Origin of the sequence: Caballeronia concitans (assembly GCF_001544615.1) — a bacterium.
Taxonomy (GTDB): domain Bacteria; phylum Pseudomonadota; class Gammaproteobacteria; order Burkholderiales; family Burkholderiaceae; genus Caballeronia; species Caballeronia concitans.
Map to the genome: position 1 here is coordinate 14,249 of NZ_FCNV02000015.1, position 23,798 is coordinate 38,046.

General features: G+C 60.6%; 36 protein-coding genes. All 36 read left to right on the plus strand.

What is annotated here, in order from left to right; genetic code table 11:
- Nucleotides 1-71 precede the first annotated feature (71 nt).
- Nucleotides 72-1,919, plus strand: a complete 1,848-nt coding sequence (gene recQ / locus AWB72_RS24815; protein ID WP_040050475.1) for a DNA helicase RecQ — start codon at nt 72-74, stop codon at nt 1,917-1,919.
- Nucleotides 1,920-2,117: 198 nt separating this feature from the next.
- Nucleotides 2,118-2,498 (plus strand): 30S ribosomal protein S12, encoded by a 381-nt coding sequence (rpsL, locus tag AWB72_RS24820; RefSeq protein WP_006998493.1) that lies wholly within the window; start codon nt 2,118-2,120, stop codon nt 2,496-2,498.
- 181 nt (nt 2,499-2,679) lie between these two features.
- Nucleotides 2,680-3,150 (plus strand): 30S ribosomal protein S7, encoded by a 471-nt coding sequence (gene rpsG, locus AWB72_RS24825; RefSeq protein ID WP_006053291.1) that lies wholly within the window; start codon nt 2,680-2,682, stop codon nt 3,148-3,150.
- A gap of 128 nt (nt 3,151-3,278) precedes the next feature.
- Nucleotides 3,279-5,381, plus strand: coding sequence for an elongation factor G (fusA, locus tag AWB72_RS24830; protein ID WP_040050474.1), 2,103 nt, complete (start codon nt 3,279-3,281; stop codon nt 5,379-5,381).
- 66 nt (nt 5,382-5,447) lie between these two features.
- Nucleotides 5,448-6,638, plus strand: a complete 1,191-nt coding sequence (tuf, locus tag AWB72_RS24835) for an elongation factor Tu (protein WP_040050473.1) — start codon at nt 5,448-5,450, stop codon at nt 6,636-6,638.
- Nucleotides 6,639-6,778: 140 nt separating this feature from the next.
- Entirely contained in the window at nt 6,779-7,090 is a 312-nt protein-coding gene (rpsJ, locus tag AWB72_RS24840) for a 30S ribosomal protein S10 (RefSeq protein WP_006998489.1), read from the plus strand.
- Between the two features lie 197 nt (nt 7,091-7,287).
- Entirely contained in the window at nt 7,288-7,947 is a 660-nt protein-coding gene (gene rplC, locus AWB72_RS24845; protein ID WP_040050487.1) for a 50S ribosomal protein L3, read from the plus strand.
- Nucleotides 7,947-8,567 (plus strand): 50S ribosomal protein L4, encoded by a 621-nt coding sequence (gene rplD / locus AWB72_RS24850; RefSeq protein ID WP_040050472.1) that lies wholly within the window; start codon nt 7,947-7,949, stop codon nt 8,565-8,567. Before rplC ends, rplD begins: the two co-directional genes overlap by 1 nt.
- Complete coding sequence (gene rplW, locus AWB72_RS24855; RefSeq protein ID WP_035967599.1) at nt 8,564-8,878, plus strand: 50S ribosomal protein L23; 315 nt, start codon at nt 8,564-8,566, stop codon at nt 8,876-8,878. Before rplD ends, rplW begins: the two co-directional genes overlap by 4 nt.
- Before the next feature lie 2 nt (nt 8,879-8,880).
- On the plus strand, nt 8,881-9,708 hold the full coding sequence (gene rplB / locus AWB72_RS24860) for a 50S ribosomal protein L2 (protein ID WP_040050471.1): 828 nt from the start codon (nt 8,881-8,883) through the stop codon (nt 9,706-9,708).
- Nucleotides 9,709-9,718: 10 nt separating this feature from the next.
- Nucleotides 9,719-9,994: a 30S ribosomal protein S19 gene (rpsS, locus tag AWB72_RS24865; RefSeq protein WP_008343850.1), complete on the plus strand. Its 276-nt coding sequence runs from the start codon at nt 9,719-9,721 to the stop codon at nt 9,992-9,994.
- 12 nt (nt 9,995-10,006) lie between these two features.
- Entirely contained in the window at nt 10,007-10,336 is a 330-nt protein-coding gene (gene rplV / locus AWB72_RS24870) for a 50S ribosomal protein L22 (RefSeq protein WP_007730533.1), read from the plus strand.
- Between the two features lie 11 nt (nt 10,337-10,347).
- Nucleotides 10,348-11,148 (plus strand): 30S ribosomal protein S3, encoded by an 801-nt coding sequence (gene rpsC / locus AWB72_RS24875; RefSeq protein WP_040050470.1) that lies wholly within the window; start codon nt 10,348-10,350, stop codon nt 11,146-11,148.
- A 2-nt stretch (nt 11,149-11,150) separates the two neighbouring features.
- Nucleotides 11,151-11,567 (plus strand): 50S ribosomal protein L16, encoded by a 417-nt coding sequence (gene rplP, locus AWB72_RS24880; protein ID WP_008343852.1) that lies wholly within the window; start codon nt 11,151-11,153, stop codon nt 11,565-11,567.
- A gap of 10 nt (nt 11,568-11,577) precedes the next feature.
- On the plus strand, nt 11,578-11,772 hold the full coding sequence (gene rpmC / locus AWB72_RS24885) for a 50S ribosomal protein L29 (protein ID WP_007180130.1): 195 nt from the start codon (nt 11,578-11,580) through the stop codon (nt 11,770-11,772).
- Nucleotides 11,769-12,041, plus strand: a complete 273-nt coding sequence (rpsQ, locus tag AWB72_RS24890; protein ID WP_035933074.1) for a 30S ribosomal protein S17 — start codon at nt 11,769-11,771, stop codon at nt 12,039-12,041. The genes rpmC and rpsQ overlap by 4 nt, the downstream gene beginning before the upstream one ends.
- 295 nt (nt 12,042-12,336) lie before the next feature.
- Nucleotides 12,337-12,705, plus strand: coding sequence for a 50S ribosomal protein L14 (rplN, locus tag AWB72_RS24895; RefSeq protein ID WP_006998478.1), 369 nt, complete (start codon nt 12,337-12,339; stop codon nt 12,703-12,705).
- 9 nt (nt 12,706-12,714) lie between these two features.
- Complete coding sequence (rplX, locus tag AWB72_RS24900) at nt 12,715-13,023, plus strand: 50S ribosomal protein L24 (protein ID WP_040050469.1); 309 nt, start codon at nt 12,715-12,717, stop codon at nt 13,021-13,023.
- Between the two features lie 14 nt (nt 13,024-13,037).
- Nucleotides 13,038-13,577 carry a 50S ribosomal protein L5 gene (gene rplE, locus AWB72_RS24905; protein ID WP_040050468.1) on the plus strand — a complete coding sequence of 180 codons (540 nt, stop codon included), beginning with the start codon at nt 13,038-13,040 and terminating at the stop codon, nt 13,575-13,577.
- A gap of 7 nt (nt 13,578-13,584) precedes the next feature.
- The gene (gene rpsN, locus AWB72_RS24910) at nt 13,585-13,890 is read left to right on the plus strand and encodes a 30S ribosomal protein S14 (protein ID WP_040050467.1); all 306 of its coding nucleotides are present in this window, start codon (nt 13,585-13,587) and stop codon (nt 13,888-13,890) included.
- A gap of 14 nt (nt 13,891-13,904) precedes the next feature.
- Complete coding sequence (gene rpsH, locus AWB72_RS24915; RefSeq protein WP_040050466.1) at nt 13,905-14,300, plus strand: 30S ribosomal protein S8; 396 nt, start codon at nt 13,905-13,907, stop codon at nt 14,298-14,300.
- Between the two features lie 19 nt (nt 14,301-14,319).
- The gene (rplF, locus tag AWB72_RS24920; protein ID WP_040050465.1) at nt 14,320-14,853 is read left to right on the plus strand and encodes a 50S ribosomal protein L6; all 534 of its coding nucleotides are present in this window, start codon (nt 14,320-14,322) and stop codon (nt 14,851-14,853) included.
- Between the two features lie 12 nt (nt 14,854-14,865).
- Nucleotides 14,866-15,231 (plus strand): 50S ribosomal protein L18, encoded by a 366-nt coding sequence (gene rplR / locus AWB72_RS24925; protein WP_035967614.1) that lies wholly within the window; start codon nt 14,866-14,868, stop codon nt 15,229-15,231.
- A 14-nt stretch (nt 15,232-15,245) separates the two neighbouring features.
- Nucleotides 15,246-15,764, plus strand: a complete 519-nt coding sequence (gene rpsE, locus AWB72_RS24930) for a 30S ribosomal protein S5 (protein WP_016346467.1) — start codon at nt 15,246-15,248, stop codon at nt 15,762-15,764.
- Between the two features lie 14 nt (nt 15,765-15,778).
- Nucleotides 15,779-15,961, plus strand: a complete 183-nt coding sequence (rpmD, locus tag AWB72_RS24935; protein ID WP_004202755.1) for a 50S ribosomal protein L30 — start codon at nt 15,779-15,781, stop codon at nt 15,959-15,961.
- A 31-nt stretch (nt 15,962-15,992) separates the two neighbouring features.
- Complete coding sequence (rplO, locus tag AWB72_RS24940; RefSeq protein WP_008343934.1) at nt 15,993-16,427, plus strand: 50S ribosomal protein L15; 435 nt, start codon at nt 15,993-15,995, stop codon at nt 16,425-16,427.
- A gap of 41 nt (nt 16,428-16,468) precedes the next feature.
- A complete protein-coding gene (gene secY, locus AWB72_RS24945) occupies nt 16,469-17,815 on the plus strand; it encodes a preprotein translocase subunit SecY (RefSeq protein ID WP_040050464.1) in 1,347 nt (448 codons plus the stop codon).
- Between the two features lie 9 nt (nt 17,816-17,824).
- Nucleotides 17,825-18,043 (plus strand): translation initiation factor IF-1, encoded by a 219-nt coding sequence (infA, locus tag AWB72_RS24950; protein WP_004521905.1) that lies wholly within the window; start codon nt 17,825-17,827, stop codon nt 18,041-18,043.
- A 20-nt stretch (nt 18,044-18,063) separates the two neighbouring features.
- A complete protein-coding gene (rpmJ, locus tag AWB72_RS24955; RefSeq protein ID WP_004199844.1) occupies nt 18,064-18,180 on the plus strand; it encodes a 50S ribosomal protein L36 in 117 nt (38 codons plus the stop codon).
- Nucleotides 18,181-18,221: 41 nt separating this feature from the next.
- A complete protein-coding gene (gene rpsM / locus AWB72_RS24960) occupies nt 18,222-18,587 on the plus strand; it encodes a 30S ribosomal protein S13 (RefSeq protein WP_008344037.1) in 366 nt (121 codons plus the stop codon).
- A gap of 28 nt (nt 18,588-18,615) precedes the next feature.
- Entirely contained in the window at nt 18,616-19,020 is a 405-nt protein-coding gene (gene rpsK, locus AWB72_RS24965; protein ID WP_006052224.1) for a 30S ribosomal protein S11, read from the plus strand.
- Between the two features lie 147 nt (nt 19,021-19,167).
- Complete coding sequence (gene rpsD, locus AWB72_RS24970; RefSeq protein ID WP_040050463.1) at nt 19,168-19,791, plus strand: 30S ribosomal protein S4; 624 nt, start codon at nt 19,168-19,170, stop codon at nt 19,789-19,791.
- Nucleotides 19,792-19,927: 136 nt separating this feature from the next.
- Entirely contained in the window at nt 19,928-20,905 is a 978-nt protein-coding gene (locus tag AWB72_RS24975; RefSeq protein WP_040050462.1) for a DNA-directed RNA polymerase subunit alpha, read from the plus strand.
- Between the two features lie 155 nt (nt 20,906-21,060).
- Complete coding sequence (gene rplQ / locus AWB72_RS24980; RefSeq protein ID WP_008344047.1) at nt 21,061-21,456, plus strand: 50S ribosomal protein L17; 396 nt, start codon at nt 21,061-21,063, stop codon at nt 21,454-21,456.
- A gap of 144 nt (nt 21,457-21,600) precedes the next feature.
- The gene (gene cutA, locus AWB72_RS24985; RefSeq protein WP_040050461.1) at nt 21,601-21,933 is read left to right on the plus strand and encodes a divalent-cation tolerance protein CutA; all 333 of its coding nucleotides are present in this window, start codon (nt 21,601-21,603) and stop codon (nt 21,931-21,933) included.
- Entirely contained in the window at nt 21,926-23,758 is a 1,833-nt protein-coding gene (gene dsbD / locus AWB72_RS24990) for a protein-disulfide reductase DsbD (RefSeq protein WP_040050460.1), read from the plus strand. The genes cutA and dsbD overlap by 8 nt, the downstream gene beginning before the upstream one ends.
- Nucleotides 23,759-23,798 lie beyond the last annotated feature (40 nt).

The following is a 23,798-nucleotide window of genomic DNA, read 5'->3' on the forward strand; positions in this document are numbered from 1 at the left end:
AAGCGCGTGAAGTCGGCGCGTGCGTTGATAGAATCCCGTATCCCTCCATGCCGCAGTCCGCCCCTCCCGCCATGACCCGTTCGCTCCAGATCCTCAACGAAGTTTTCGGCTATCCGGCGTTTCGCGGGCAGCAGGCGGAGATCGTCGAGCACGTTGCGAACGGCGGCGATTCGCTCGTGTTGATGCCGACGGGCGGCGGCAAATCGCTCTGCTACCAGATTCCGTCGCTCGTGCGCAAGGAAGCGGGATTTGGCGCGGGCATCGTCGTGTCGCCGCTGATCGCGCTGATGCAGGATCAGGTCGCCGCGCTCACCGAAGTCGGCGTGCGTGCCGCGTATCTCAATTCGACGCTCTCCGGCGCCGAAGCCGCCGCCACCGAGCGCGCGCTGCGCAACGGTACGATCGATTTGCTGTACGTCGCGCCGGAGCGTCTCATGACGCCGCGCTTTCTCGACTTGCTCGAAAGCTCCCCGGTCGGCTTGTTTGCAATCGACGAGGCGCACTGCGTCTCGCAATGGGGCCACGATTTCCGGCCGGAGTACATTCAGCTTTCCGTGCTGCACGAGCGCTTCCCGAACGTGCCGCGCATCGCGCTGACGGCGACGGCGGACGCGATCACGCGCGACGAGATCGTGCATCGGCTGGCGCTCGATGACGCGCGCATCTTCGTGTCGAGTTTCGATCGGCCGAACATCCGGTATCGGATCGTCGAAAAGGACAACGCGCGCTCGCAGTTGCTCGATTTCATCCGCGCCGAACACACGAACGGCGACGGTACGACGGACGCCGGCGTGGTCTATTGCCTCTCGCGCCGCAAGGTCGAAGAAACGGCCGACTGGCTCAAAGGGCAGGGCGTTCGTGCGTTGCCTTACCACGCGGGCATGGAATTCGAGACGCGCCAGAAGCATCAGGAGATGTTCCAGCGCGAGGAAGGCATCGTGATGTGCGCGACGATCGCATTCGGCATGGGCATCGACAAGCCGGATGTGCGGTTCGTCGCGCATCTGGATCTGCCGAAGAGCGTGGAAGGCTACTATCAGGAGACCGGCCGCGCGGGCCGCGATGGTCTGCCCGCGAACGCATGGATGGCCTACGGCCTGGGCGACGTCGTGCAGCAGCGCAAGATGATCGACGAATCCGACGCCGATGACGCCCACAAGCGCGTCCAGACCGGCAAGCTCGATGCGCTCCTCGGTCTCTGCGAAGCCGCGACGTGCCGGCGCGTGCGCCTGCTCGCGTACTTCGGCGAGACGAGCAAGCCGTGCGGAAACTGCGATACGTGTCTCGAGCCGCCCGCATCGTTCGATGCCACGCGCGAAGCGCAGATGGCGCTGTCGTGCGTCTATCGCGCGCACAAGGCGAGCGGCTTCCATTTCGGCGCGGGGCATCTGATCGACATCCTGCGGGGCACGCGCAGCGAGAAAGTCTTGCAGCGCGGGCACGAGAAACTCTCGACGTTCGGCGTCGGCTCGGCGCTGTCCGAGCCGGAGTGGCGCGCGGTGTTCCGGCAACTCGTCGCGTTCGGATATCTGGCCGTCGATCACGATGGCTTCGGCGCCCTCGTCCTCACCGACGCCAGCAAGCCCGTGCTCAAGGGCGAGGAGCGCGTCACGCTGCGCAAGTACGTCAAGCCGGTGCGCAGCCGGCAATCCGCCGGTCGGACCGGCGAGCGCGCCGATCCGACCGCGGGCATGTCGCCGCGCGAGAAGTCGCGCTGGGAGCGCCTGCGGGCCTGGCGCGCGGAGACCGCGAAGACCGACGGCGTGCCGGCCTACGTGATCTTCCACGACGCGACGCTCGCGGAGATCGCCCGCAGCGACCCCGATACCATCGACGATTTGCGTCACATTCCGGGCATCGGCGTGCGAAAACTGGAGCGTTTCGGCGACGAACTGCTGGATGTCGTCGGCGCGGACTGATCCGCTCGCGGCGCGTGGCGCATAAATTCACGCAACGTGTTGACCGGATTAGGATTTTCAGAATATCATGCTAGGTTCTCGTTCTTGGGGTTCCGGTTGATCGGAGTAAACCCAGTCGCGAGAAGGTCAGACGCGCGACTCCTCACGCTTTGCCCGTGTGGGAAACGCGCCGATTTTGTTCATTTTTAGGATTAAACAATGCCAACCATCAATCAACTGGTTCGCAAAGGCCGCGCGTCGGAAACGACGAAGAGCAAGTCGCCGGCCCTGCAGGACTGCCCGCAGCGTCGCGGCGTGTGCACCCGCGTGTACACCACGACGCCGAAAAAGCCGAACTCGGCACTTCGTAAGGTTGCGAAGGTTCGCCTGACGAACGGCTTCGAAGTCATTTCGTATATCGGTGGTGAAGGCCACAACCTGCAGGAACACTCGGTCGTGCTGATTCGCGGCGGTCGTGTGAAGGACTTGCCGGGTGTGCGTTACCACATGGTTCGCGGCTCGCTGGATACCCAGGGCGTCAAGGATCGTAAGCAGGCTCGCTCGAAGTACGGTGCGAAGCGCGCCAAGGCCGGCAAGTAATCGCCGGTTTTCGCAGTAGTTTCAGGTCGCCACAAGGCGGTTAAGGCGGTGGTGCCGGAAGTGCCGGTGCTATCGAGTAAGTGGTCACCCGGCCAAGCTGGTTTAGTCGAGAGATGGATCGGGTTAGTTGGTGGCCGCGGAGCAGAAAAAACGCTCCAACTGAAAAAGTAAAGGAAGAATCATGCCGCGTCGTCGCGAAGTCCCCAAGCGGGAAGTGTTGCCGGATCCGAAATTCGGCAACGTAGATGTAGCCAAGTTCATGAACGTGCTGATGCTCTCCGGCAAGAAGTCGGTTGCCGAGCGTATCGTGTACGGCGCTTTTGAGCAGATCCAGACCAAGGGTGGCAAGGACCCGCTGGAAGTGTTCACGGTCGCGCTCAACAACGTGAAGCCGGTGGTCGAAGTGAAGAGCCGTCGCGTTGGTGGTGCGAACTATCAAGTTCCGGTCGAAGTGCGTCCCTCGCGTCGTATGGCATTGGCGATGCGTTGGTTGCGCGAAGCCGCGAAGAAGCGCAGCGAAAAGTCGATGGCCCTGCGCCTGGCAGGTGAGCTCTCCGAAGCGGCAGAAGGCCGCGGCGGCGCGATGAAGAAGCGCGACGAAGTTCACCGCATGGCAGAGGCCAACAAGGCATTCTCGCATTTCCGTTTCTAAGCTCCCGCTGATAGGGCAACGGAAAAATCAGGGCGGGTGCGCTATTCCAGGCGCCTCGCCCGTTTGTGTTAGGGCGCTGCCGGCTCATAAGCAATGAACTGGCGCGTCGACCGAATAAAGGATCCAAAGTGGCTCGCAAGACACCTATCGAGCGCTACCGCAACATCGGTATTAGCGCTCACATCGACGCCGGCAAAACGACGACGACCGAGCGCATCCTGTTCTACACGGGCGTGAACCACAAGATCGGTGAAGTTCACGACGGCGCTGCAACGATGGACTGGATGGAGCAGGAGCAGGAGCGCGGCATCACCATCACGTCGGCTGCTACCACGGCCTTCTGGAAGGGGATGGGCGGCAACTATCCCGAGCACCGCATCAACATCATCGACACCCCGGGGCACGTCGACTTCACGATCGAAGTGGAGCGCTCGATGCGCGTCCTCGACGGCGCGTGCATGGTCTACTGCGCGGTGGGCGGCGTGCAGCCGCAGTCGGAAACCGTGTGGCGTCAGGCTAACAAGTACAAGGTTCCCCGTCTCGCGTTCGTCAACAAGATGGACCGTACCGGCGCGAACTTCTTCAAGGTCTACGACCAGCTGAAGACGCGTCTGAAGGCGAACCCGGTTCCCGTCGTCGTGCCGATCGGCTCGGAAGAAAACTTCAAGGGCGTCGTCGATCTGCTGAAGATGAAGGCGATCATTTGGGACGAAGCGTCGCAAGGCACGAAGTTCGACTACGTCGACATCCCGGCTGAACTCGTCGACTCGTGCAACGAGTGGCGCGAGAAGATGATCGAATCGGCGGCGGAAGCCAGCGAAGAACTGATGGAAAAGTACCTCGGCGGCGAAGAGCTGAGCGAAGCGGAAATCGTCAAGGCGATCCGCGACCGGACCATCGCGTGCGAAATCCAGCCGATGCTCTGCGGCACCGCGTTCAAGAACAAGGGCGTGCAGCGCATGCTCGACGCCGTCATCGACTTCCTGCCGTCGCCGGTCGACATTCCGCCGGTTACGGGCGAACTCGAAAGCGGCGAAAAGGCCGAGCGCCGCGCTGCCGACGACGAGAAGTTCTCGGCGCTGGCGTTCAAGATCATGACGGACCCGTTCGTCGGTCAGTTGATCTTCTTCCGCGTGTACTCGGGCGTCGTGAATTCCGGCGACACCGTGCTGAACGCGACCAAGGACAAGAAGGAACGTCTCGGCCGTATTCTGCAGATGCACGCGAACCAGCGCGAAGAAATCAAGGAAGTGCGCGCGGGCGACATCGCCGCTGCGGTCGGCCTGAAGGAAGCGACCACGGGCGACACGCTGTGCGATCCGCAGAACCCGATCGTGCTCGAACGCATGATTTTCCCGGAACCGGTGATTTCGCAGGCCGTCGAGCCGAAGACGAAGGCTGACCAGGAAAAGATGGGCCTGGCGCTGAACCGTCTCGCTCAGGAAGATCCGTCGTTCCGCGTCCAGACGGACGAAGAATCGGGCCAGACCATCATTTCGGGCATGGGCGAGCTCCACCTCGAAATTCTGGTCGACCGCATGAAGCGCGAATTCGGCGTGGAAGCGACCGTCGGCAAGCCGCAGGTTGCATACCGCGAAACCATTCGCACGACGGCAGCAGACGTTGACGGCAAGTTCGTCAAGCAGTCGGGTGGTCGCGGCCAGTACGGTCACGCGGTCATCACGCTGGAGCCGAACGAGCAGGGCAAGGGTTACGAGTTCCTCGACGAGATCAAGGGCGGCGTGATTCCGCGCGAATACATCCCGGCCGTGGACAAGGGTATCCAGGAAACGCTGAAGTCGGGCGTGCTGGCTGGCTTCCCGGTTGTGGACGTGAAGGTTCACCTGACGTTCGGTTCGTACCACGACGTCGACTCGAACGAAAACGCGTTCCGCATGGCCGGCTCGATGGCCTTCAAGGAAGCAATGCGCAAGGCAAGCCCGGTCATCCTCGAACCGATGATGGCCGTGGAAGTCGAAACGCCGGAAGACTACATGGGCAACGTGATGGGCGATCTTTCGGGCCGTCGCGGTATCGTCCAGGGCATGGAAGACATGGTTGGCGGCGGCAAGATCGTGCGCGCCGAAGTGCCGCTGTCCGAAATGTTCGGTTATTCGACGTCCCTGCGTTCGCTGACGCAAGGCCGCGCGACGTACACGATGGAATTCAAGCACTATGCTGAAGCTCCGCGTAACGTCGCCGAAGCGATCATCAACGCCAAGGGTAAGTAATCCCGCTAGTCATTCGGCTCAGGCCAAAAGTCTTAACCGATAAACAATCTTTGAACGAAGGTAATCATGGCAAAAGGTAAATTCGAGCGGACCAAGCCGCACGTGAACGTGGGCACGATCGGTCACGTTGACCACGGCAAGACCACGCTGACGGCAGCAATCACGACGGTGCTGACCAAGAAGTTCGGCGGCGAAGCGAAGGCATACGACCAGATCGATGCAGCGCCGGAAGAAAAGGCACGCGGCATCACGATCAACACCGCGCACGTCGAGTACGAAACGGCTAACCGCCACTACGCACACGTCGACTGCCCGGGCCACGCTGACTACGTGAAGAACATGATCACGGGCGCGGCGCAGATGGACGGCGCAATCCTGGTGTGCTCGGCCGCTGACGGCCCGATGCCGCAAACGCGCGAGCACATCCTGTTGGCCCGTCAGGTCGGCGTGCCGTACATCATCGTGTTCCTGAACAAGTGCGACATGGTCGACGACGCCGAGCTGCTCGAGCTGGTCGAAATGGAAGTGCGTGAGCTTCTGTCGAAGTACGACTTCCCGGGCGACGACACCCCGATCATCAAGGGTTCGGCAAAGCTGGCGCTGGAAGGCGACACGGGCGAGCTGGGCGAAGTGGCGATCATGAACCTGGCCGACGCGCTGGACACGTACATCCCGACGCCGGAGCGCGCGGTGGACGGTTCGTTCCTGATGCCGGTGGAAGACGTGTTCTCGATCTCGGGTCGCGGCACGGTGGTGACGGGTCGCGTCGAGCGCGGCATCGTCAAGGTCGGCGAGGAAATCGAAATCGTCGGTATCAAGCCGACGGTGAAGACCACCTGTACGGGCGTGGAAATGTTCCGCAAGCTGCTCGACCAGGGTCAGGCAGGCGACAACGTCGGTATCCTGCTGCGCGGCACGAAGCGTGAAGACGTGGAGCGCGGCCAGGTTCTGGCCAAGCCGGGTTCGATCACGCCGCACACGCACTTCACGGCTGAAGTGTATGTGCTGAGCAAGGACGAAGGCGGCCGTCACACGCCGTTCTTCAACAACTACCGTCCGCAGTTCTACTTCCGTACGACCGACGTGACGGGCTCGATCGAGCTGCCGAAGGACAAGGAAATGGTCATGCCGGGCGACAATGTGTCGATCACCGTCAAGCTGATCGCTCCGATCGCCATGGAAGAAGGTCTGCGTTTCGCTATCCGTGAAGGCGGCCGTACCGTCGGCGCAGGTGTCGTTGCGAAGATTATCGAGTAAAATCTCGGTCTTTCTTGCAGTAGCAGTACAGAAGTGATGTGACCGGGGCCGGGTGTTCGCCCTCAGCGAATGCCCGGTCCCTCGCTCTTTTGCCAAATCGGCGGCGCAATACCGCCTCGCTCTTTTTCTAAGGAATCGTCATGCAGAACCAGAAAATCCGCATTCGTCTGAAGGCTTTCGACTATCGCCTGATCGATCAATCGGCAGCCGAGATCGTCGATACGGCGAAGCGGACTGGCGCGATTGTCCGTGGCCCGGTGCCGCTGCCGACGCGTATTCAGCGTTTTGACATCCTGCGTTCGCCGCACGTCAACAAGACGTCGCGCGACCAGCTCGAAATCCGTACGCACCAGCGCCTGATGGACATCGTCGATCCGACGGACAAGACGGTCGACGCGCTGATGAAGCTCGATCTGCCGGCCGGTGTGGACGTCGAAATCAAGCTGCAGTAAGCCTACAAAGCTCCGCCGGCGTGTCGGACGGAGCTAAGTCTTTGATTGCTTGCAGAATTCGAAAAGCCTTGCTATACTCCAAGGCTTTTCGCGCATTTGCGCAAAAAAGTCTGTCGTCTTTTGGGTGTTGAACCCGCGAGCACGGCGGGCATTTTGTAATCAGCCCCGACCAATCGCAGTCGGGAATGGAGAAAACGATGAGCCTTGGACTCGTAGGTCGCAAGGTTGGCATGACCCGTATCTTCACGCCTGAAGGGGATTCCATCCCCGTCACCGTGCTGGACGTGTCGGACAACCGCGTGACGCAGATCAAGACCGTTGAAACGGATGGTTACACCGCCGTTCAGGTTGCATTCGGTACTCGCCGCGCATCGCGCGTGACGAAGCCGTTGGCGGGCCACCTCGCCAAAGCCGGCGTTCAAGCCGGTGAAATCCTCAAGGAATTCCATATCGACGCAGCCAAGGCAGGTGAACTGTCGAACGGCGCCGTGGTCGGTACGGACATTTTCGAAGTCGGCCAGAAGGTTGACGTGCAAGGCACGTCGATCGGTAAGGGCTACGCCGGTACCATCAAGCGCTACAACTTCGCCTCGGGCCGCGCAACGCACGGTAACTCGCGTTCGCACAACGTTCCGGGTTCGATCGGTATGGCGCAGGATCCGGGTCGTGTGTTCCCCGGCAAGCGCATGACGGGTCACCTCGGTGACGAGACCGTCACGGTTCAAAATCTGGAAATCGCCCGCATCGACGCTGAGCGCAATCTGCTGCTCGTCCGCGGTGCTGTTCCGGGTGCGAAGGGCGGCAAGGTCTTCGTGACCCCGGCCGTCAAGACGCGTGCTGTGAAAGGAGCGAAATAATGGAACTTAAGCTCCTGAATGCCAATGGTCAGGAAGGCGCTGGCGTGACCGCATCGGACGTCGTGTTCGGTCGCGATTACAACGAAGCCCTGATTCACCAGGTCGTGGTGGCTTATCAAGCCAACGCGCGCAGCGGCAACCGTGCTCAGAAGGACCGCGAGCAGGTCAAGCACACCACCAAGAAGCCGTGGCGTCAGAAGGGTACGGGCCGCGCTCGTGCCGGTATGTCGTCGAGCCCGTTGTGGCGTGGCGGTGGTCGCATTTTCCCGAACTCGCCGGAAGAAAACTTCTCGCACAAGGTCAACAAGAAGATGCATCGCGCAGGCCTCTGCTCGATCTTCTCGCAGTTGGCTCGCGAAGGCCGCATCTCGGTGGTCGAGGATCTCGCGCTCGAAGCGCCGAAGACCAAGCTGTTGGCCGATAAATTCAAGGCGATGGGTCTCGACTCCGTGCTGGTCATCACCGACACGGTCGACGAAAACCTGTACCTCGCGTCGCGCAACCTGGCCCACGTGGCGGTTGTCGAGCCGCGTTACGCCGACCCGCTCTCGCTGATCTACTTCAAGAAGATTCTGATCACGAAGGCTGCGGTCGCTCAGATCGAGGAGTTGCTGTCATGAGCGAAGTTCGCAAAAACGATCATCGTTTGATGCAAGTTCTGCTCGCGCCGGTGATCTCCGAAAAGGCGACGCTGGTTGCCGACAAGAACGAACAAGTCGTGTTCGAAGTCGCGCCGGACGCCACGAAGCAGGAAGTCAAGGCTGCTGTCGAGCTGCTGTTCAAGGTCGAAGTCAATTCCGTCAACGTGCTCGTCACGAAGGGCAAAGCCAAGCGCTTTGGTCGCTTCAACGGCAAGCGCAAGGACGTGAAGAAGGCATACGTCTGCCTGAAGCCCGGCCAGGAAATCAACTTTGAAGCGGAGGCCAAGTAATCATGGCAATCGTGAAAGTTAAGCCGACCTCGCCGGGTCGCCGCGCGATGGTCAAGATCGTCAACAAGGATCTGCATAAGGGCAAGCCGTTCGCAGCGCTGCTCGACTCGCAATCCAAGTCGGCGGGCCGTAACAACAACGGCCGTATCACCACGCGTCACCAGGGCGGTGGTCACAAGCAGCACTACCGTATCGTCGATTTCCGTCGCAACAAGGACGGCATCCCGGCGAAGGTCGAGCGTCTCGAGTACGACCCGAACCGTAGCGCGAACATCGCGCTGGTTCTGTACGCAGACGGCGAGCGTCGCTACATCATCGCGCCGAAGGGCGTGACGGTCGGCGCGCAGCTGATGTCCGGTTCCGAAGCGCCGATTCGCGCGGGCAACGCCCTGCCGATCCGCAACATTCCGGTCGGTACGACGATCCACTGCATCGAAATGCTGCCGGGCAAGGGCGCGCAGATCGCGCGTTCGGCTGGTACGTCGGCCATGCTGCTGGCTCGCGAAGGCGTCTACGCGCAGGTTCGTCTGCGTTCGGGCGAAATCCGCCGCGTGCACGTCGAGTGCCGTGCGACGATCGGTGAAGTGGGTAACGAAGAGCACAGCCTCCGTCAGATCGGTAAGGCCGGTGCAAACCGCTGGCGCGGTATTCGTCCGACGGTGCGCGGTGTTGCAATGAACCCGATCGATCACCCGCACGGTGGTGGTGAAGGCCGCACGGCTGCAGGTCGCGATCCGGTGAGCCCGTGGGGCACGCCGACGAAGGGCTACCGCACCCGTAGCAACAAGCGCACGACGACGATGATCGTCCAGCGCCGTCACAAGCGTTAAGGAGTAGGCAATGACACGTTCTGCTAAAAAAGGTCCGTTCTGCGACGCTCATTTGCTGAAGAAGGTTGAGGCGGCTGCATCGACGCGTGACAAGAAGCCGATCAAGACCTGGTCGCGTCGTTCGACGATTCTGCCGGACTTCATCGGTCTGACGATCGCCGTCCATAACGGCCGTCAACACGTTCCGGTGTACGTCACGGAAAACATGGTCGGCCATAAGCTTGGCGAGTTCGCACTGACCCGTACGTTCAAGGGTCACGCGGCCGACAAGAAGGCCAAGAAATAAGGGGCTATCAAGATGGAAGTGAAAGCAATTCATCGCGGTGCCCGCATCTCGGCGCAGAAAACGCGCCTTGTGGCTGACCAGATTCGTGGTTTGCCGGTCGACAAGGCGCTGAACGTTCTGACGTTCTCGCCGAAGAAGGCGGCGGGTATCGTCAAGAAGGTCGTGCTGTCTGCGATCGCGAATGCGGAACACAACGAAGGCGCTGATATCGACGAGCTCAAGATCACGAGCATCTACGTCGACAAGGCTGCTTCGCTGAAGCGTTTTACCGCGCGCGCAAAGGGTCGTGGTAACCGCATCGAGAAGCAATCCTGTCACATCACTGTGACGGTCGGGAATTAAGGAGCCATACGATGGGACAGAAAATTCATCCGACTGGCTTCCGTTTGGCCGTCAGCCGCAATTGGGCTTCGCGCTGGTACGCGAACAACAACAATTTCGCGGCGATGTTGCAGGAAGACATCGGTGTTCGTGAATACCTGAAGAAGAAGCTGAAGAACGCGTCCGTCGGCCGCGTGGTGATCGAGCGTCCTGCAAAGAACGCACGTATCACGATTTTCAGCTCGCGTCCGGGTGTCGTGATCGGCAAGAAGGGTGAAGACATCGAATCGCTGAAGGCCGAGCTGCAAAAGCGCATGGGCGTTCCGGTTCACGTCAACATCGAAGAAATCCGCAAGCCGGAAACGGACGCTCAACTGATCGCCGATTCCATCACGCAGCAGCTCGAGCGCCGGATCATGTTCCGCCGCGCGATGAAGCGTGCGATGCAAAACGCGATGCGTCTTGGCGCCCAAGGCATCAAGATCATGAGCGCGGGCCGTCTGAACGGTATCGAAATTGCACGTACCGAGTGGTATCGCGAAGGCCGCGTGCCCCTCCATACGTTGCGTGCCGATATCGACTACGCGACGTCGGAAGCGAAGACCACGTACGGCATCATCGGCGTGAAGGTGTGGGTCTACAAGGGCGACACCCTCGGCCGTAACGACGCGCCGGTGGTGGAAGAAGTCGCGGAAGAGAAGCGTCCGCGTCGCAACGCACGTCCGGGTGGCGATCGCCGTCCGCGCCGTGACGGTGAAGGTGCGCCGGCTGGTGCACGCCGCGGCGGCCCCCGTCGTGGTGGCGCCGGCGGTGACGCGAAGAGTGGAGAATAACGATGCTGCAACCGAAACGCAGAAAGTATCGCAAAGAGCAGAAGGGTCGTAACACCGGCAAGGCGACGCGCGGCAACGCGGTGTCGTTCGGTGAATACGGTCTGAAGGCTATCGGTCGCGGCCGTTTGACCGCGCGTCAGATCGAAGCGGCGCGTCGCGCGATGACGCGTCACATCAAGCGTGGCGGCCGGATCTGGATCCGGATCTTCCCGGACAAGCCGATTTCGCAAAAGCCGGCCGAAGTGCGTATGGGTAACGGTAAGGGTAACCCGGAGTACTACGTCGCTGAAATTCAACCGGGCAAGATGCTGTACGAAATGGACGGTGTCTCCGAAGAACTGGCGCGCGAAGCGTTCCGTCTGGCTGCAGCCAAGCTGCCGCTCAAGACGAACTTCGTTGTCCGCCAGCTCGGCGCCTAAGGAGTAAACGATGAAGGCATCTGAACTTCACCAGAAGGACCAGGCCGCGCTCAACAAAGAGCTGTCGGACCTGCTTAAGGCGCAATTCGGCCTGCGCATGCAACTCGCGACCCAGCAGCTCACGAACACGAGCCAGCTGAAGAAGGTTCGTCGCGACATCGCACGTGTGCGGACTGTCCTGACTGAAAAGGCGAACCAGAAATGAACGATAGCGTAAAAACCTCGCTCAAGCGGACGCTGGTCGGCAAGGTCGTCAGCAACAAGATGGACAAGACGGTTACCGTGCTGGTCGAGCACCGCGTGAAGCACCCGATCTACGGCAAGTACGTCGTGCGCTCGAAGAAGTACCACGCGCACGACGACGCGAACACGTACAACGAAGGCGATCTCGTCGAAATCCAGGAAACCCGTCCGATTTCGAAGACGAAGGCCTGGGTTGTGTCGAAACTGCTCGAAGCAGCTCGCGTGATCTGAAGTAGAAGTAATGCGATGCAGTAAGTCGTAGTGTCGCAGTAATTTCGCTTGCAAGACCGAGATTATTTGTTATAATCTCGGTCTTCCCTCTTTGTGGGAGCCCCGTCGCGGGCGAAATTGGTGGGGGAAGCCGGTTCGGGCGCCAGCCTGTGCCGACAGATTCACCGGATTGCGATGGCGGGTTTCGTCTGCCCTCGCTGCCTGTTCTAACCCAAGCAGCCGAATGGCTGACGGGACCAAGACTGACCGGATGTGCCATGGTGGTGCGACCGGATTAAGTTGGGAAAGATAAACCATGATCCAGACCGAAACTCGGCTTGAAGTGGCCGACAACACGGGTGCACGTGAAGTCATGTGCATCAAGGTGCTCGGCGGCTCGAAGCGTCGTTACGCTAGCATTGGCGACATCATCAAGGTGACCGTCAAGGAAGCGACGCCGCGCGGACGCGTGAAGAAGGGCGAAATCTATAACGCCGTGGTCGTTCGCACGGCCAAGGGCGTGCGTCGCCAGGATGGCTCGCTTATCAAGTTCGACGGCAATGCTGCCGTTCTCTTGAATACGAAGCTCGAGCCGATCGGCACGCGCATTTTCGGGCCGGTGACGCGTGAACTGCGTAGCGAACGATTCATGAAGATCGTTTCGCTCGCGCCGGAAGTGCTGTAAGGAGTCGCGATGAACAAGATTCGCAAGGGTGACGAAGTCATCGTCACCACCGGCAAGGACAAGGGCAAGCGCGGCACCGTGCTGGTCGTTGCGGAAGACCGTGTGACGGTCGAGGGCATCAACCTCGTCAAGAAGCACGTGAAGCCGAACCCGATGAAGGGTACGACGGGCGGCGTGGAAGCCAAAACGATGCCGCTGCATATTTCGAACGTCGCACTGGTCGACGCGAACGGCAAGGCATCACGCGTTGGCATCAAGGTCGAAGACGGCAAGAAGGTTCGCTTCTTGAAGTCGACCGGCGCCACGTTGAACGCCTGACGCGGAGTTAAAAAATGGCTCGTCTGCAAGAGATTTATAAAGAAAAGGTTGTGCCGCAACTGGTTGAAAAGTTCGGTTACAAGTCGGTCATGGAAGTGCCGCGCCTCACCAAGATCACCCTGAACATGGGTCTTGGCGAAGCCGTCGCTGACAAGAAGGTCCTTGAGCACGCCGTTGGCGACCTCACGAAGATCGCCGGCCAGAAGCCGGTTATCACCAAGTCGCGTAAGGCAATCGCTGGTTTCAAGATCCGCGAAGGCTACCCGATTGGCACGATGGTTACCCTGCGTGGCAATGCCATGTACGAATTCCTGGACCGTTTCGTGACGGTTGCGCTCCCCCGTGTGCGCGACTTCCGTGGCGTGTCGGGCAAGGCGTTCGACGGTCGTGGCAACTACAACATCGGTGTGAAAGAGCAGATCATTTTCCCCGAAATCGACTACGACAAGATCGACGCGCTGCGTGGGCTGAACATCAGCATCACGACCACCGCGAAGACTGACGACGAAGCAAAGGCGCTGCTCGCCGGCTTCAAGTTCCCGTTCAGAAACTGAGGTTACCGTGGCTAAACTGGCACTGATCGAACGTGAAAAGAAGCGCGCGCGCCTGGCAGCCAAGTACGCTCCGAAGCGTGCTGAGCTGAAGGCTGTGATCGACGACGCAAGCAAGTCGGACGAAGAGCGTTACCTCGCCCGCCTCGCGCTGCAACAACTGCCGCGTAACTCGAACCCCACTCGCAAGCGTAACCGCTGCGCGATCACGGGTCGTCCGCGTGGCACGTTCCGCAAGTTCGGACTCGCGCGTAACAAGATTCGTGAAATCGCGTTCCGCGGCGAAATCCCTGGCCTCACCAAGGCGAGCTGGTAATAGGAGAAACATAAATGAGCATGAGTGATCCTATCGCCGATATGCTGACTCGCATCCGCAATGCGCAGATGGTCGAGAAGGTTTCGGTGACTATGCCCTCGTCGAAAGTCAAGGTTGCGATTGCGCAGGTTTTGAAGGACGAAGGTTATATCGACGATTTCGCGGTGAAGGCTGAAGGCGCGAAGTCGGAATTGAATATCGCGTTGAAGTACTACGCTGGCCGTCCGGTTATCGAGCGCCTCGAGCGCGTCTCGAAGCCCGGTCTGCGCGTGTACCGCGGTCGCAACGACATCCCGCAGGTCATGAACGGCCTGGGCGTTGCAATCGTGTCGACGCCGAAGGGTGTGATGACCGACCGCAAGGCGCGCCAGAACGGCGTCGGCGGCGAAGTCATCTGCTACGTCGCTTAACGCCGAAGGGAGAGGAAACATGTCTCGAGTAGGTAAAAGCCCGATCGCGCTGCCGCAAGGCGCGGAAGTGGCGGTCAAGGGCGACGTCATCACCGTGAAGGGTCCGCTCGGCACGATCTCGCAAGCGGCCAACCCGCTGGTGAGCGTGGCGAACGACAACGGCACGTTGAACTTCGCGCCGGCCAACGAAAGCCGTGAAGCAAACGCGATGTCCGGCACGATGCGCGCCCTGGTGGCGAACATGGTGCACGGCGTCACCAAGGGTTTCGAGCGCAAGCTGACGCTGGTTGGCGTTGGTTATCGTGCGCAAGCGCAAGGCGACAAGCTGAACCTGTCGCTGGGTTTCTCGCACCCCGTGGTGCACCAGATGCCGGAAGGCATCAAGGCTGAAACCCCGTCGCAGACCGAAATCGTGATCAAGGGGATCGACAAGCAGAAAGTCGGACAAGTCGCGGCGGAAGTGCGCGGCTATCGTCCGCCGGAGCCTTACAAGGGCAAGGGCGTGCGCTATTCCGACGAGGTCGTGATCCTCAAAGAAACGAAGAAGAAGTAAGGGTGCGCAATCATGGATAAGACTCAATCTCGCCTGCGCCGCGCTCGTCAGACGCGTATCAAGATCGCTGAGCTGCAGGTCGCGCGTCTCGCCGTGCATCGCACGAATACGCACATTTACGCTCAAGTGTTCTCGGCATGCGGCACGAAGGTGCTGGCAAGTGCCTCGACGCTGGAAGCCGAAGTGCGCGCTGAGCTGGCCGACAAGTCGGGCAAGGGCGGCAACATCAACGCTGCAACCCTGATCGGCAAGCGTATTGCCGAGAAGGCCAAGGCTGCCGGCATCGAATCCGTCGCCTTTGACCGCTCGGGTTTCCGCTACCACGGCCGCGTGAAGGCGCTGGCTGATGCGGCGCGCGAAGCCGGGCTCAAGTTCTAAGGGAAGAATTCGTCATGGCAAAGATGCAAGCGAAAGTTCAGGCTGACGAACGCGACGACGGCCTGCGCGAAAAGATGATTTCGGTCAACCGCGTGACCAAGGTCGTGAAGGGTGGCCGGATTCTCGGCTTCGCCGCACTGACCGTGGTTGGCGACGGCGATGGCCGCGTCGGCATGGGCAAGGGCAAGGCGAAGGAAGTTCCGGTTGCCGTTCAGAAGGCAATGGAACAAGCCCGCCGCAACATGTTCAAGGTGCCGCTCAAGAACGGTACGTTGCAACACGAAGTGCACGGCAAGCATGGCGCTTCCGCTGTTCTCCTCGCTCCGGCGAAGGACGGTACGGGCGTGATCGCTGGTGGCCCGATGCGCGCAGTGTTCGACGTGATGGGCGTGCAGAACGTGGTGGCCAAGAGCCACGGCTCGACGAACCCGTACAACCTCGTTCGTGCAACGCTCGACGGTCTGCGCAAGCAATCGACCCCGAGCGACATCGCGGCGAAGCGCGGCAAGTCCGTCGAAGATATTTTGGGCTAAGCCTCGAGGTCATCATGTCTGAGAAAACTGTCAAGGTTCAGCTCGTGAAGAGCCTGATCGGGACTCGCGAATCGCACCGTGCAACGGTGCGTGGCCTCGGCCTGCGCCGCCTCAACTCGGTTAGCGAGCTGCAGGACACGCCGGCTGTGCGCGGGATGATCAACAAGGTTTCGTACCTCGTTAAGGTCATCGGCTAAGCGGCCGACCCACGGATCCAAGGAGTTGAACATGGAATTGAATAACCTGAAGCCGGCGGAAGGCGCGAAGCACGCTAAGCGTCGCGTCGGTCGCGGCATCGGTTCGGGCCTCGGCAAGACCGCGGGCCGCGGCCACAAGGGTCAGAAATCGCGTTCGGGCGGCTTCCACAAGGTTGGCTTCGAAGGCGGTCAGATGCCGCTGCAGCGTCGCCTGCCGAAGCGTGGCTTCACCTCGCTGACGAAGGAATTCGTCGGTGAAGTGCGCCTCGCCGATCTGGAAAAGCTGCCGGTCGACGAAATCGATCTGCTGGCGCTGAAGCAAGCGGGTCTGGTCGGCGAGCTCATCAAGAGCGCGAAGATCATCAAGACCGGCGAGATCACCCGCAAGGTCACGGTGAAGGGTCTGACGGCAACGAAGGGCGCCCGTGAGGCAATCGAAGCCGCTGGCGGCTCGTTCGCCGAGTAACGCGCTTTAGCCGTTACTAGCACTAGCATCGGAGAAGGTTCTTGGCTAACAGCCCGAGTCTCGCAAAACCCGGTCGAAGCGCGGCGAAATTCGGCGATCTGCGTCGGCGTGCAGTGTTCCTGCTGCTGGCGTTGATCGTCTACCGCATTGGTGCGCACATTCCGGTTCCCGGCATCGATCCGGATCAACTGGCCAAGCTGTTCCAGAGCCAGTCGGGCGGCATCCTTGGCATGTTCAACATGTTCTCGGGTGGCGCGCTGTCGCGATTCACGATCTTTGCACTGGGCATCATGCCCTACATTTCGGCGTCGATCATCATGCAGTTGCTGTCGATCGTATCGCCGCAGATGGAGGCGCTGAAGAAGGAAGGGCAGGCGGGGCAACGGAAGATCACGCAGTACACGCGTATCTTCACCGTGGTGCTCGCGACCTTCCAGGCGTTCGGTATCGCGGTGGCGCTGGAGAACCAGCCCGCTCTGGTGCTGGATCCCGGCATGGTGTTCCGGCTGACGACGGTCGTCACGCTGGTGACGGGCACGATGTTCCTGATGTGGCTGGGTGAGCAGATCACGGAGCGCGGTCTCGGCAACGGCATCTCGATCATCATCTTCGGTGGTATCGCGGCGGGCTTCCCGAACGCGATCGGCGGTTTGTTCGAGCTTGTCCGCACCGGTTCGATGAGCATCATCTCGGCGATCATCATCGTCGTGCTGATCGCGGCGGTCACGTATCTGGTCGTGTTCATCGAACGCGGTCAGCGCAAGATCCTCGTGAACTATGCGAAGCGCCAGGTCGGTAACAAGATTTACGGCGGACAGTCGTCTCATCTGCCGCTGAAGTTGAATATGTCGGGTGTGATTCCGCCGATCTTCGCGTCGTCGATCATCCTCTTCCCGGCAACCATCCTGAACTGGTTCAGTTCGGGGTCGCGTACCGGCTGGTTCGCGAACACGCTGCACAACGTGGCCGAGGCCATCAAGCCCGGTCAGCCCGTGTACGTGCTGCTGTATGCGTTGGCGATTGTTTTCTTCTGCTTCTTCTACACCGCACTGGTGTTCAACAGCCGGGAAACCGCCGACAACTTGAAGAAGAGCGGTGCTTTCGTTCCGGGTATCCGTCCGGGCGATCAGACTGCACGGTATATCGACCGCATCCTCACGCGTTTGACGCTGGCCGGTGCGATCTACATTGTGTTCGTGTGCCTGTTGCCTGAGTTCTTGGTGTTGCGCTGGAACGTGCCGTTTTATTTTGGTGGAACGTCGCTGCTGATCATTGTCGTCGTCACGATGGACTTCATGGCTCAGGTGCAGTCGTACGTTATGTCGCAACAATATGAATCGCTGCTCAAGAAGGCAAACTTCAAGGGCGGCAACGTCCCGATGCGTTAATTAAGGACCATGGCCAAAGACGATGTAATCCAGATGCAGGGCGAGGTCATCGAAAACCTCCCCAACGCTACTTTCCGGGTGAAGTTGGAAAATGGCCATGTCGTCCTGGGACACATTTCTGGAAAGATGCGGATGCACTACATCCGCATCCTGCCAGGCGACAAGGTTACGGTTGAATTGACGCCTTACGATCTGTCTCGTGCACGGATCGTGTTCCGGGCGAAGTGATTTGAAAAAAGGGTAATATCATGAAAGTGATGGCATCGGTTAAGCGCATTTGCCGCAATTGCAAGATCATCAAGCGCAAGGGCGTTGTGCGCGTGATTTGCAGCTCTGATCCGCGCCACAAACAGCGTCAAGGCTGAACGCCGCGCTTTTGCTTGCGCTTTTTGTTTGAGGAAAAACAATGGCTCGTATCGCAGGGGTTAACATCCCGAATCACCAGCATACCGAGATCGGCCTGACGGCAATCTTCGGCATCGGACGCACGCGTTCCCGCGGCATTTGCACCGCTGCTGGTGTGGAATTTTCGAAGAAGGTCAAGGACCTCACCGACGCAGACCTCGAAAAGCTGCGTGACGAAGTGGGCAAGTTCATCGTCGAAGGCGACCTGCGCCGTGAAGTGACGATGAACATCAAGCGCCTGATGGACTTGGGTTGCTACCGCGGCATGCGTCATCGCAAGGGCCTACCCCTGCGTGGCCAGCGTACGCGCACCAACGCCCGTACTCGCAAGGGTCCGCGTCGTGCAGCGCAATCGCTGAAGAAGTAAGCGGAACTGACAGTTACAGGAAAACGTAATGGCTAAGGCTTCGAACAACTCCGCGGCGCAACGCGTTCGCAAGAAGGTCAAGAAGAACGTCGCCGAGGGCGTGGTTCACGTTCACGCGTCGTTCAACAACACCATTATCACGATCACCGACCGTCAAGGTAACGCGCTGGCATGGGCGACCTCGGGTGGTCAGGGCTTCAAGGGCTCGCGTAAGTCGACGCCGTTTGCAGCTCAGGTCGCAGCCGAGTCGGCTGGCCGCGTGGCAATGGAATACGGCGTGAAGAACCTCGAAGTGCGGATCAAGGGCCCCGGTCCTGGCCGTGAATCGGCGGTACGCGCGCTGCATGGTCTTGGCATCAAGATCACCGCGATCTCCGACGTGACGCCGGTCCCGCACAACGGCTGCCGTCCGCCGAAGCGCCGCCGCATCTAACGCGACGACGCAACCGCATGTTCCTGCTGATGCGTGAGTATCGGCGGGTTTCGTGCGTGATGAATTTGACTAAGCCCACCGTTCGACCCAAAGGGGTTCGGACTAGCGCGAACGAAAGCTCGCGTGATCAATTATCAAGGATTTAACGTGGCACGCTATACCGGTCCTAAAGCCAAGCTGTCCCGCCGTGAAGGCACCGATCTGTTCCTGAAGAGCGCACGCCGTTCGCTCGCCGACAAGTGCAAGCTCGACAGCAAGCCCGGTCAACATGGCCGCACCTCGGGCGCACGTACGTCCGACTACGGCACCCAGTTGCGCGAAAAGCAGAAAGTGAAGCGTATCTACGGCGTGCTGGAACGTCAGTTCCGCCGCTACTTCGCTGAAGCCGACCGCCGCAAGGGCCCGACGGGCGAAAACCTGCTGCAATTGCTCGAGTCGCGTCTCGACAACGTCGTGTATCGCATGGGCTTCGGCTCGACGCGCGCTGAAGCACGTCAGCTCGTGAGCCACAAGTCGATCATGGTGAACGGTCAAGTGACCAACATCCCGTCGATGCAAGTCAAGTCGGGCGACGTCGTCTCCGTTCGCGAGCAGTCGCGCAAGCAAGCTCGTATCGTCGAGGCGCTCTCGCTGGCCGAGCAAGGCGGAATGCCGAGCTGGGTGTCGGTCGATGCGAAGAAGTTCGAAGGAACGTTCAAGTCGATGCCGGAGCGCAGCGATATCGCTGGCGACATCAACGAAAGCCTGATCGTCGAATTGTATTCGCGTTAATCGCGCGGTAATCGGATTAGCAGCCGGGGAGCCCGATTGCTCGTGGCAAATGGGCATCCTCGGCTGTTTAATTTTCAGGTTGTTACCGGTCAGCCTTATCGGTGTAACGAGCCGAGGGTATTGAAAAGGAAAACCTATGCAAACCAGTTTGTTGAAGCCCAAGATCATTGCAGTTGAATCGCTTGGTGAAAGCCACGCGAAAGTGGTTATGGAGCCGTTCGAACGCGGCTATGGCCACACCTTGGGTAACGCGCTCCGGCGCGTGCTGCTGTCGTCGATGGTGGGCTATGCGCCGACCGAAGTGACGATCGCAGGCGTCGTGCACGAATACTCGACGCTCGATGGTGTGCAAGAGGATGTGGTCAACCTGCTGTTGAACCTGAAGGGTGTCGTCTTCAAGCTGCACAACCGCGACGAAGTCACGGTGACGCTGCGCAAGGAAGGCGAAGGCGTGGTCACGGCCGGCGATATCGAACTCGCGCACGATTGCGAGGTCATCAACCCGGATCACGTGATTGCTCACCTGTCGAAGGGCGGCAAGCTCGACGTTCAGATCAAGATCGAGAAGGGCCGTGGTTACGTGCCCGGCAACGTGCGTCGCTACGGCGAAGAGTCGGCGAAGATCATCGGCCGTATCGTGCTGGACGCGTCGTTCTCGCCGGTGCGTCGCGTGAGCTACGCCGTGGAAAGCGCGCGTGTTGAACAGCGTACCGACCTCGACAAGCTCGTGATGAACATCGAAACCAACGGTGTGATTTCGCCGGAAGAAGCGATCCGTCAATCGGCGCGCATTCTGGTCGATCAACTGTCGGTGTTCGCAGCCCTGGAAGGCACGGAAGCCGCAGCGGAAGCGCCGTCGCGTGCGCCGCAGATCGATCCGATCCTGCTGCGTCCGGTGGACGATCTCGAACTCACGGTTCGTTCCGCGAACTGCCTGAAGGCCGAGAACATCTACTACATCGGCGACCTGATCCAGCGCACGGAAAACGAGCTGCTGAAGACGCCGAACCTTGGTCGCAAGTCGCTGAACGAGATCAAGGAAGTGTTGGCTTCGCGTGGCCTGACGCTCGGCATGAAGCTCGAGAACTGGCCGCCGGCAGGGTTGGACAAGTAAGTCGACCGTTAAGCGCGGTCACGCTGTAACTGGCAAAGACGCGGATTTTGCTTTAAAATCCGCGTCTTGCTTTTTCTTCGACCGGCCCGTGCGCCGCTGTTTCGCAGCAAAGCGCAATAGAAGAGCTGGATCAAAACTCGTTAAAGGAACTGAAAATGCGTCATAAGCATGGTCTGCGGAAACTGAACCGCACGAGCAGCCACCGTCTGGCAATGCTCCGTAATATGTCGAACTCGCTGATCGAGCACGAAGTCATCAAGACGACGCTGCCGAAGGCCAAGGAACTGCGCAAGGTCGTCGAGCCGCTGATCACGCTCGGCAAGAAGCCGTCGCTGGCAAACCGCCGCCTCGCGTTCAACCGCCTGCGCGATCGCGATTCCGTCGCGAAACTGTTCGACGTTCTCGGCCCGCGGTACGCGAACCGTCCGGGTGGCTACCTGAGCATCCTGAAGTTCGGCTTCCGCGTCGGCGACAACGCTCCGATGGCGCTGGTTCAACTGATGGATCGCCCGGAAGTTGAAGAGACCGAAGAAGTTCAGGAAGCTGAATAAGTTCGGTAAGTAGTAAGCAAAAGGCCAAGCTCTGCTTGGCCTTTTTGTTTTTCGCGGCCGCGTTCGCAGCGGTTAGCGCCAAAAGGTGGGCGCCGGTCGCGAATGCTACGATATCAGCCGTAGTCCGCTTTCCTGGAGCCGTACGTGAACGTCCCCGTTATTCTGATGATGACGACGCTGCCCGATGCCGAATCGGCGACGGCGCTCGCGCAGGCGATCCTCGAAGCGCGGCTCGCGGCGTGCGTGACCCGGCTCGGCGCGGTCGAGTCGCAGTATCACTGGAAGGGCGCGCTCGAATCGTCGGAAGAAGTGCAGTTGCTGCTGAAGACGAGCGTCGCACGCAGCGAAGAATTGCAGCGCTTCGTCGAAGCGCGGCATCCCTATGAAACGCCCGAAGTCCTCGTCTGGCAGGCGGAAGCGTCGCCGGGATACGGACAGTGGGTCAACGCAGAAACGCAGCGTCCTCTTCATGTTTGAGCTTTTCAGTACCGCCGCGCGCCGCGTGTTCGGCGCGTTCGTCCTGTTGATGATGTTCTGCGCCGTTGCAGGCATCGCGCGCGCGGACGACGACTTTCTCGACCCGGCCGTCGCGTTCAAGTTCAGCGCATCCGAACAGCCGGGGGAAGTGGACGTGCGATACAAGATCGCAGACGGCTACTACATGTACCGCGAGCGATTCGCGTTCGCGGTCAAGAGCGGCGACGCGAGCATCGGCGCGGCGCAATTGCCTGCCGGCAAAGTCCACTTCGACCAGACGTTCAACAAGGACGTCGAGACGTATCGCGGCGAACTCGTGATTCGTATTCCCGTGGCGCAGGCGAAAGGGCCGTTCGAACTCGCGGTGACGTCGCAGGGCTGCGCGGAAAAGGGCATTTGCTATCCGCCGATGGAGCGCGTTTATCGCGTGAAAGGCGCGGCGCTGCAGGGGGCGGGCGCGTTGCGATCGACGGCGGCGGCGGATGACTCGCAGTCGTGGTTCGAACGCGCAACGAGCGCGGACTACGCGCAGTCGATGCTCCAGGGCGGCAGATTCTTCGCGGTCGTCGGGCTGTATTTCGTCGCGGGCATGGTGCTCAGTCTCTTGCCGTGCTCCTACCCGATGATCCCGATCCTGTCCGCGATCATCGTCGGCGAAGGCGCACGCGCGACGCGCTCTCGCGGATTCGCGCTGTCCGCGTGCTACGTCGTCGGCATGGCGCTCGTCTATACCGCGCTCGGCGTGGCCGCCGCGCTGGTCGGGCAGAGTCTCGGCGCGTGGCTGCAAAACCCGTGGGTGCTCGGCGCATTCGGCGTGTTGCTGGCGGCTTTCGCCGTCGCGCTCATTTCGGGAATCGATATCGCGTTGCCCGAGCGGTGGCAGAGCAGCGTGAACGAAGCGTCGCAGAAGCGCACGGGCGGCAAGTTCGCCGCTGTCGCCGTGATGGGCGCGCTGTCCGCGCTCGTCGTGGGCGCGTGCATGACCGCGCCGCTCTTCGCGGTGCTCGCGTTCATCGCGCATACGGGCGATGCCGTGCTCGGCGGGGCAGCGCTCTTCGCGATGGGCATCGGGCTCGGCGTGCCGCTGCTCGTCATCGGCCTGGGTGCGGGCGCGATTCTCCCGCGCGCCGGCGCCTGGATGGACGGCGTCAAAGTGTTCTTCGGCGTCGTGCTGCTCGCAGCGGCGCTGTGGATCGTCTGGCCGGTGATAGGCGGCGCCGCGCGGATGCTGCTCGCCGCGCTGTGGCTGCTGATCGCGGCTGCATCGCTCGGCTTGTTCGCGTCGGACACGGCCGCGCCGTCCAACGTGTGGAAGCGCCTCTCGCGCGGAATCGGCGCGGCATTCGCCGTCTGGGCCGCGACGCTGCTCGTCGGTCTGGCGGCGGGCTCGACCGATCCGCTTCGCCCGCTCGCGGTGCTGGCGTTGCGCGATGGCGCGTCGTCGGCGGTGGCCGCGCAGAAGCCGGGGCCGGTCTTCGCGCCGGTGCGGTCATCGTCGGAACTGGATTCGGCGGTCAAAGCTGCCGCGCGTCCCGCGATGCTCGACTTCTACGCCGACTGGTGCGTCTCCTGCAAGGAAATGGAGAGCCTGACGTTCTCCGATGCCCGGGTGCAAGCGCGTCTCGCGCAACTGAATTTGCTGCGCGCGGACGTCACCGCGAACAACGCCGACGATCAATTGCTCCTCAAGCGTTTCAGGCTGTTCGGCCCGCCGGGCATCATTTTCTTCGATGCCCAGGGCAACGAAGTGGCGCGCGTGGTCGGCTATGAATCGGCGGACAGGTTCCTGAAAAGCCTCGACAAGCTCGGTCCTTCGAACGGATGAAAAAAGGGCGATGCCGCGAAGCATCGCCCTTTTTTCATCG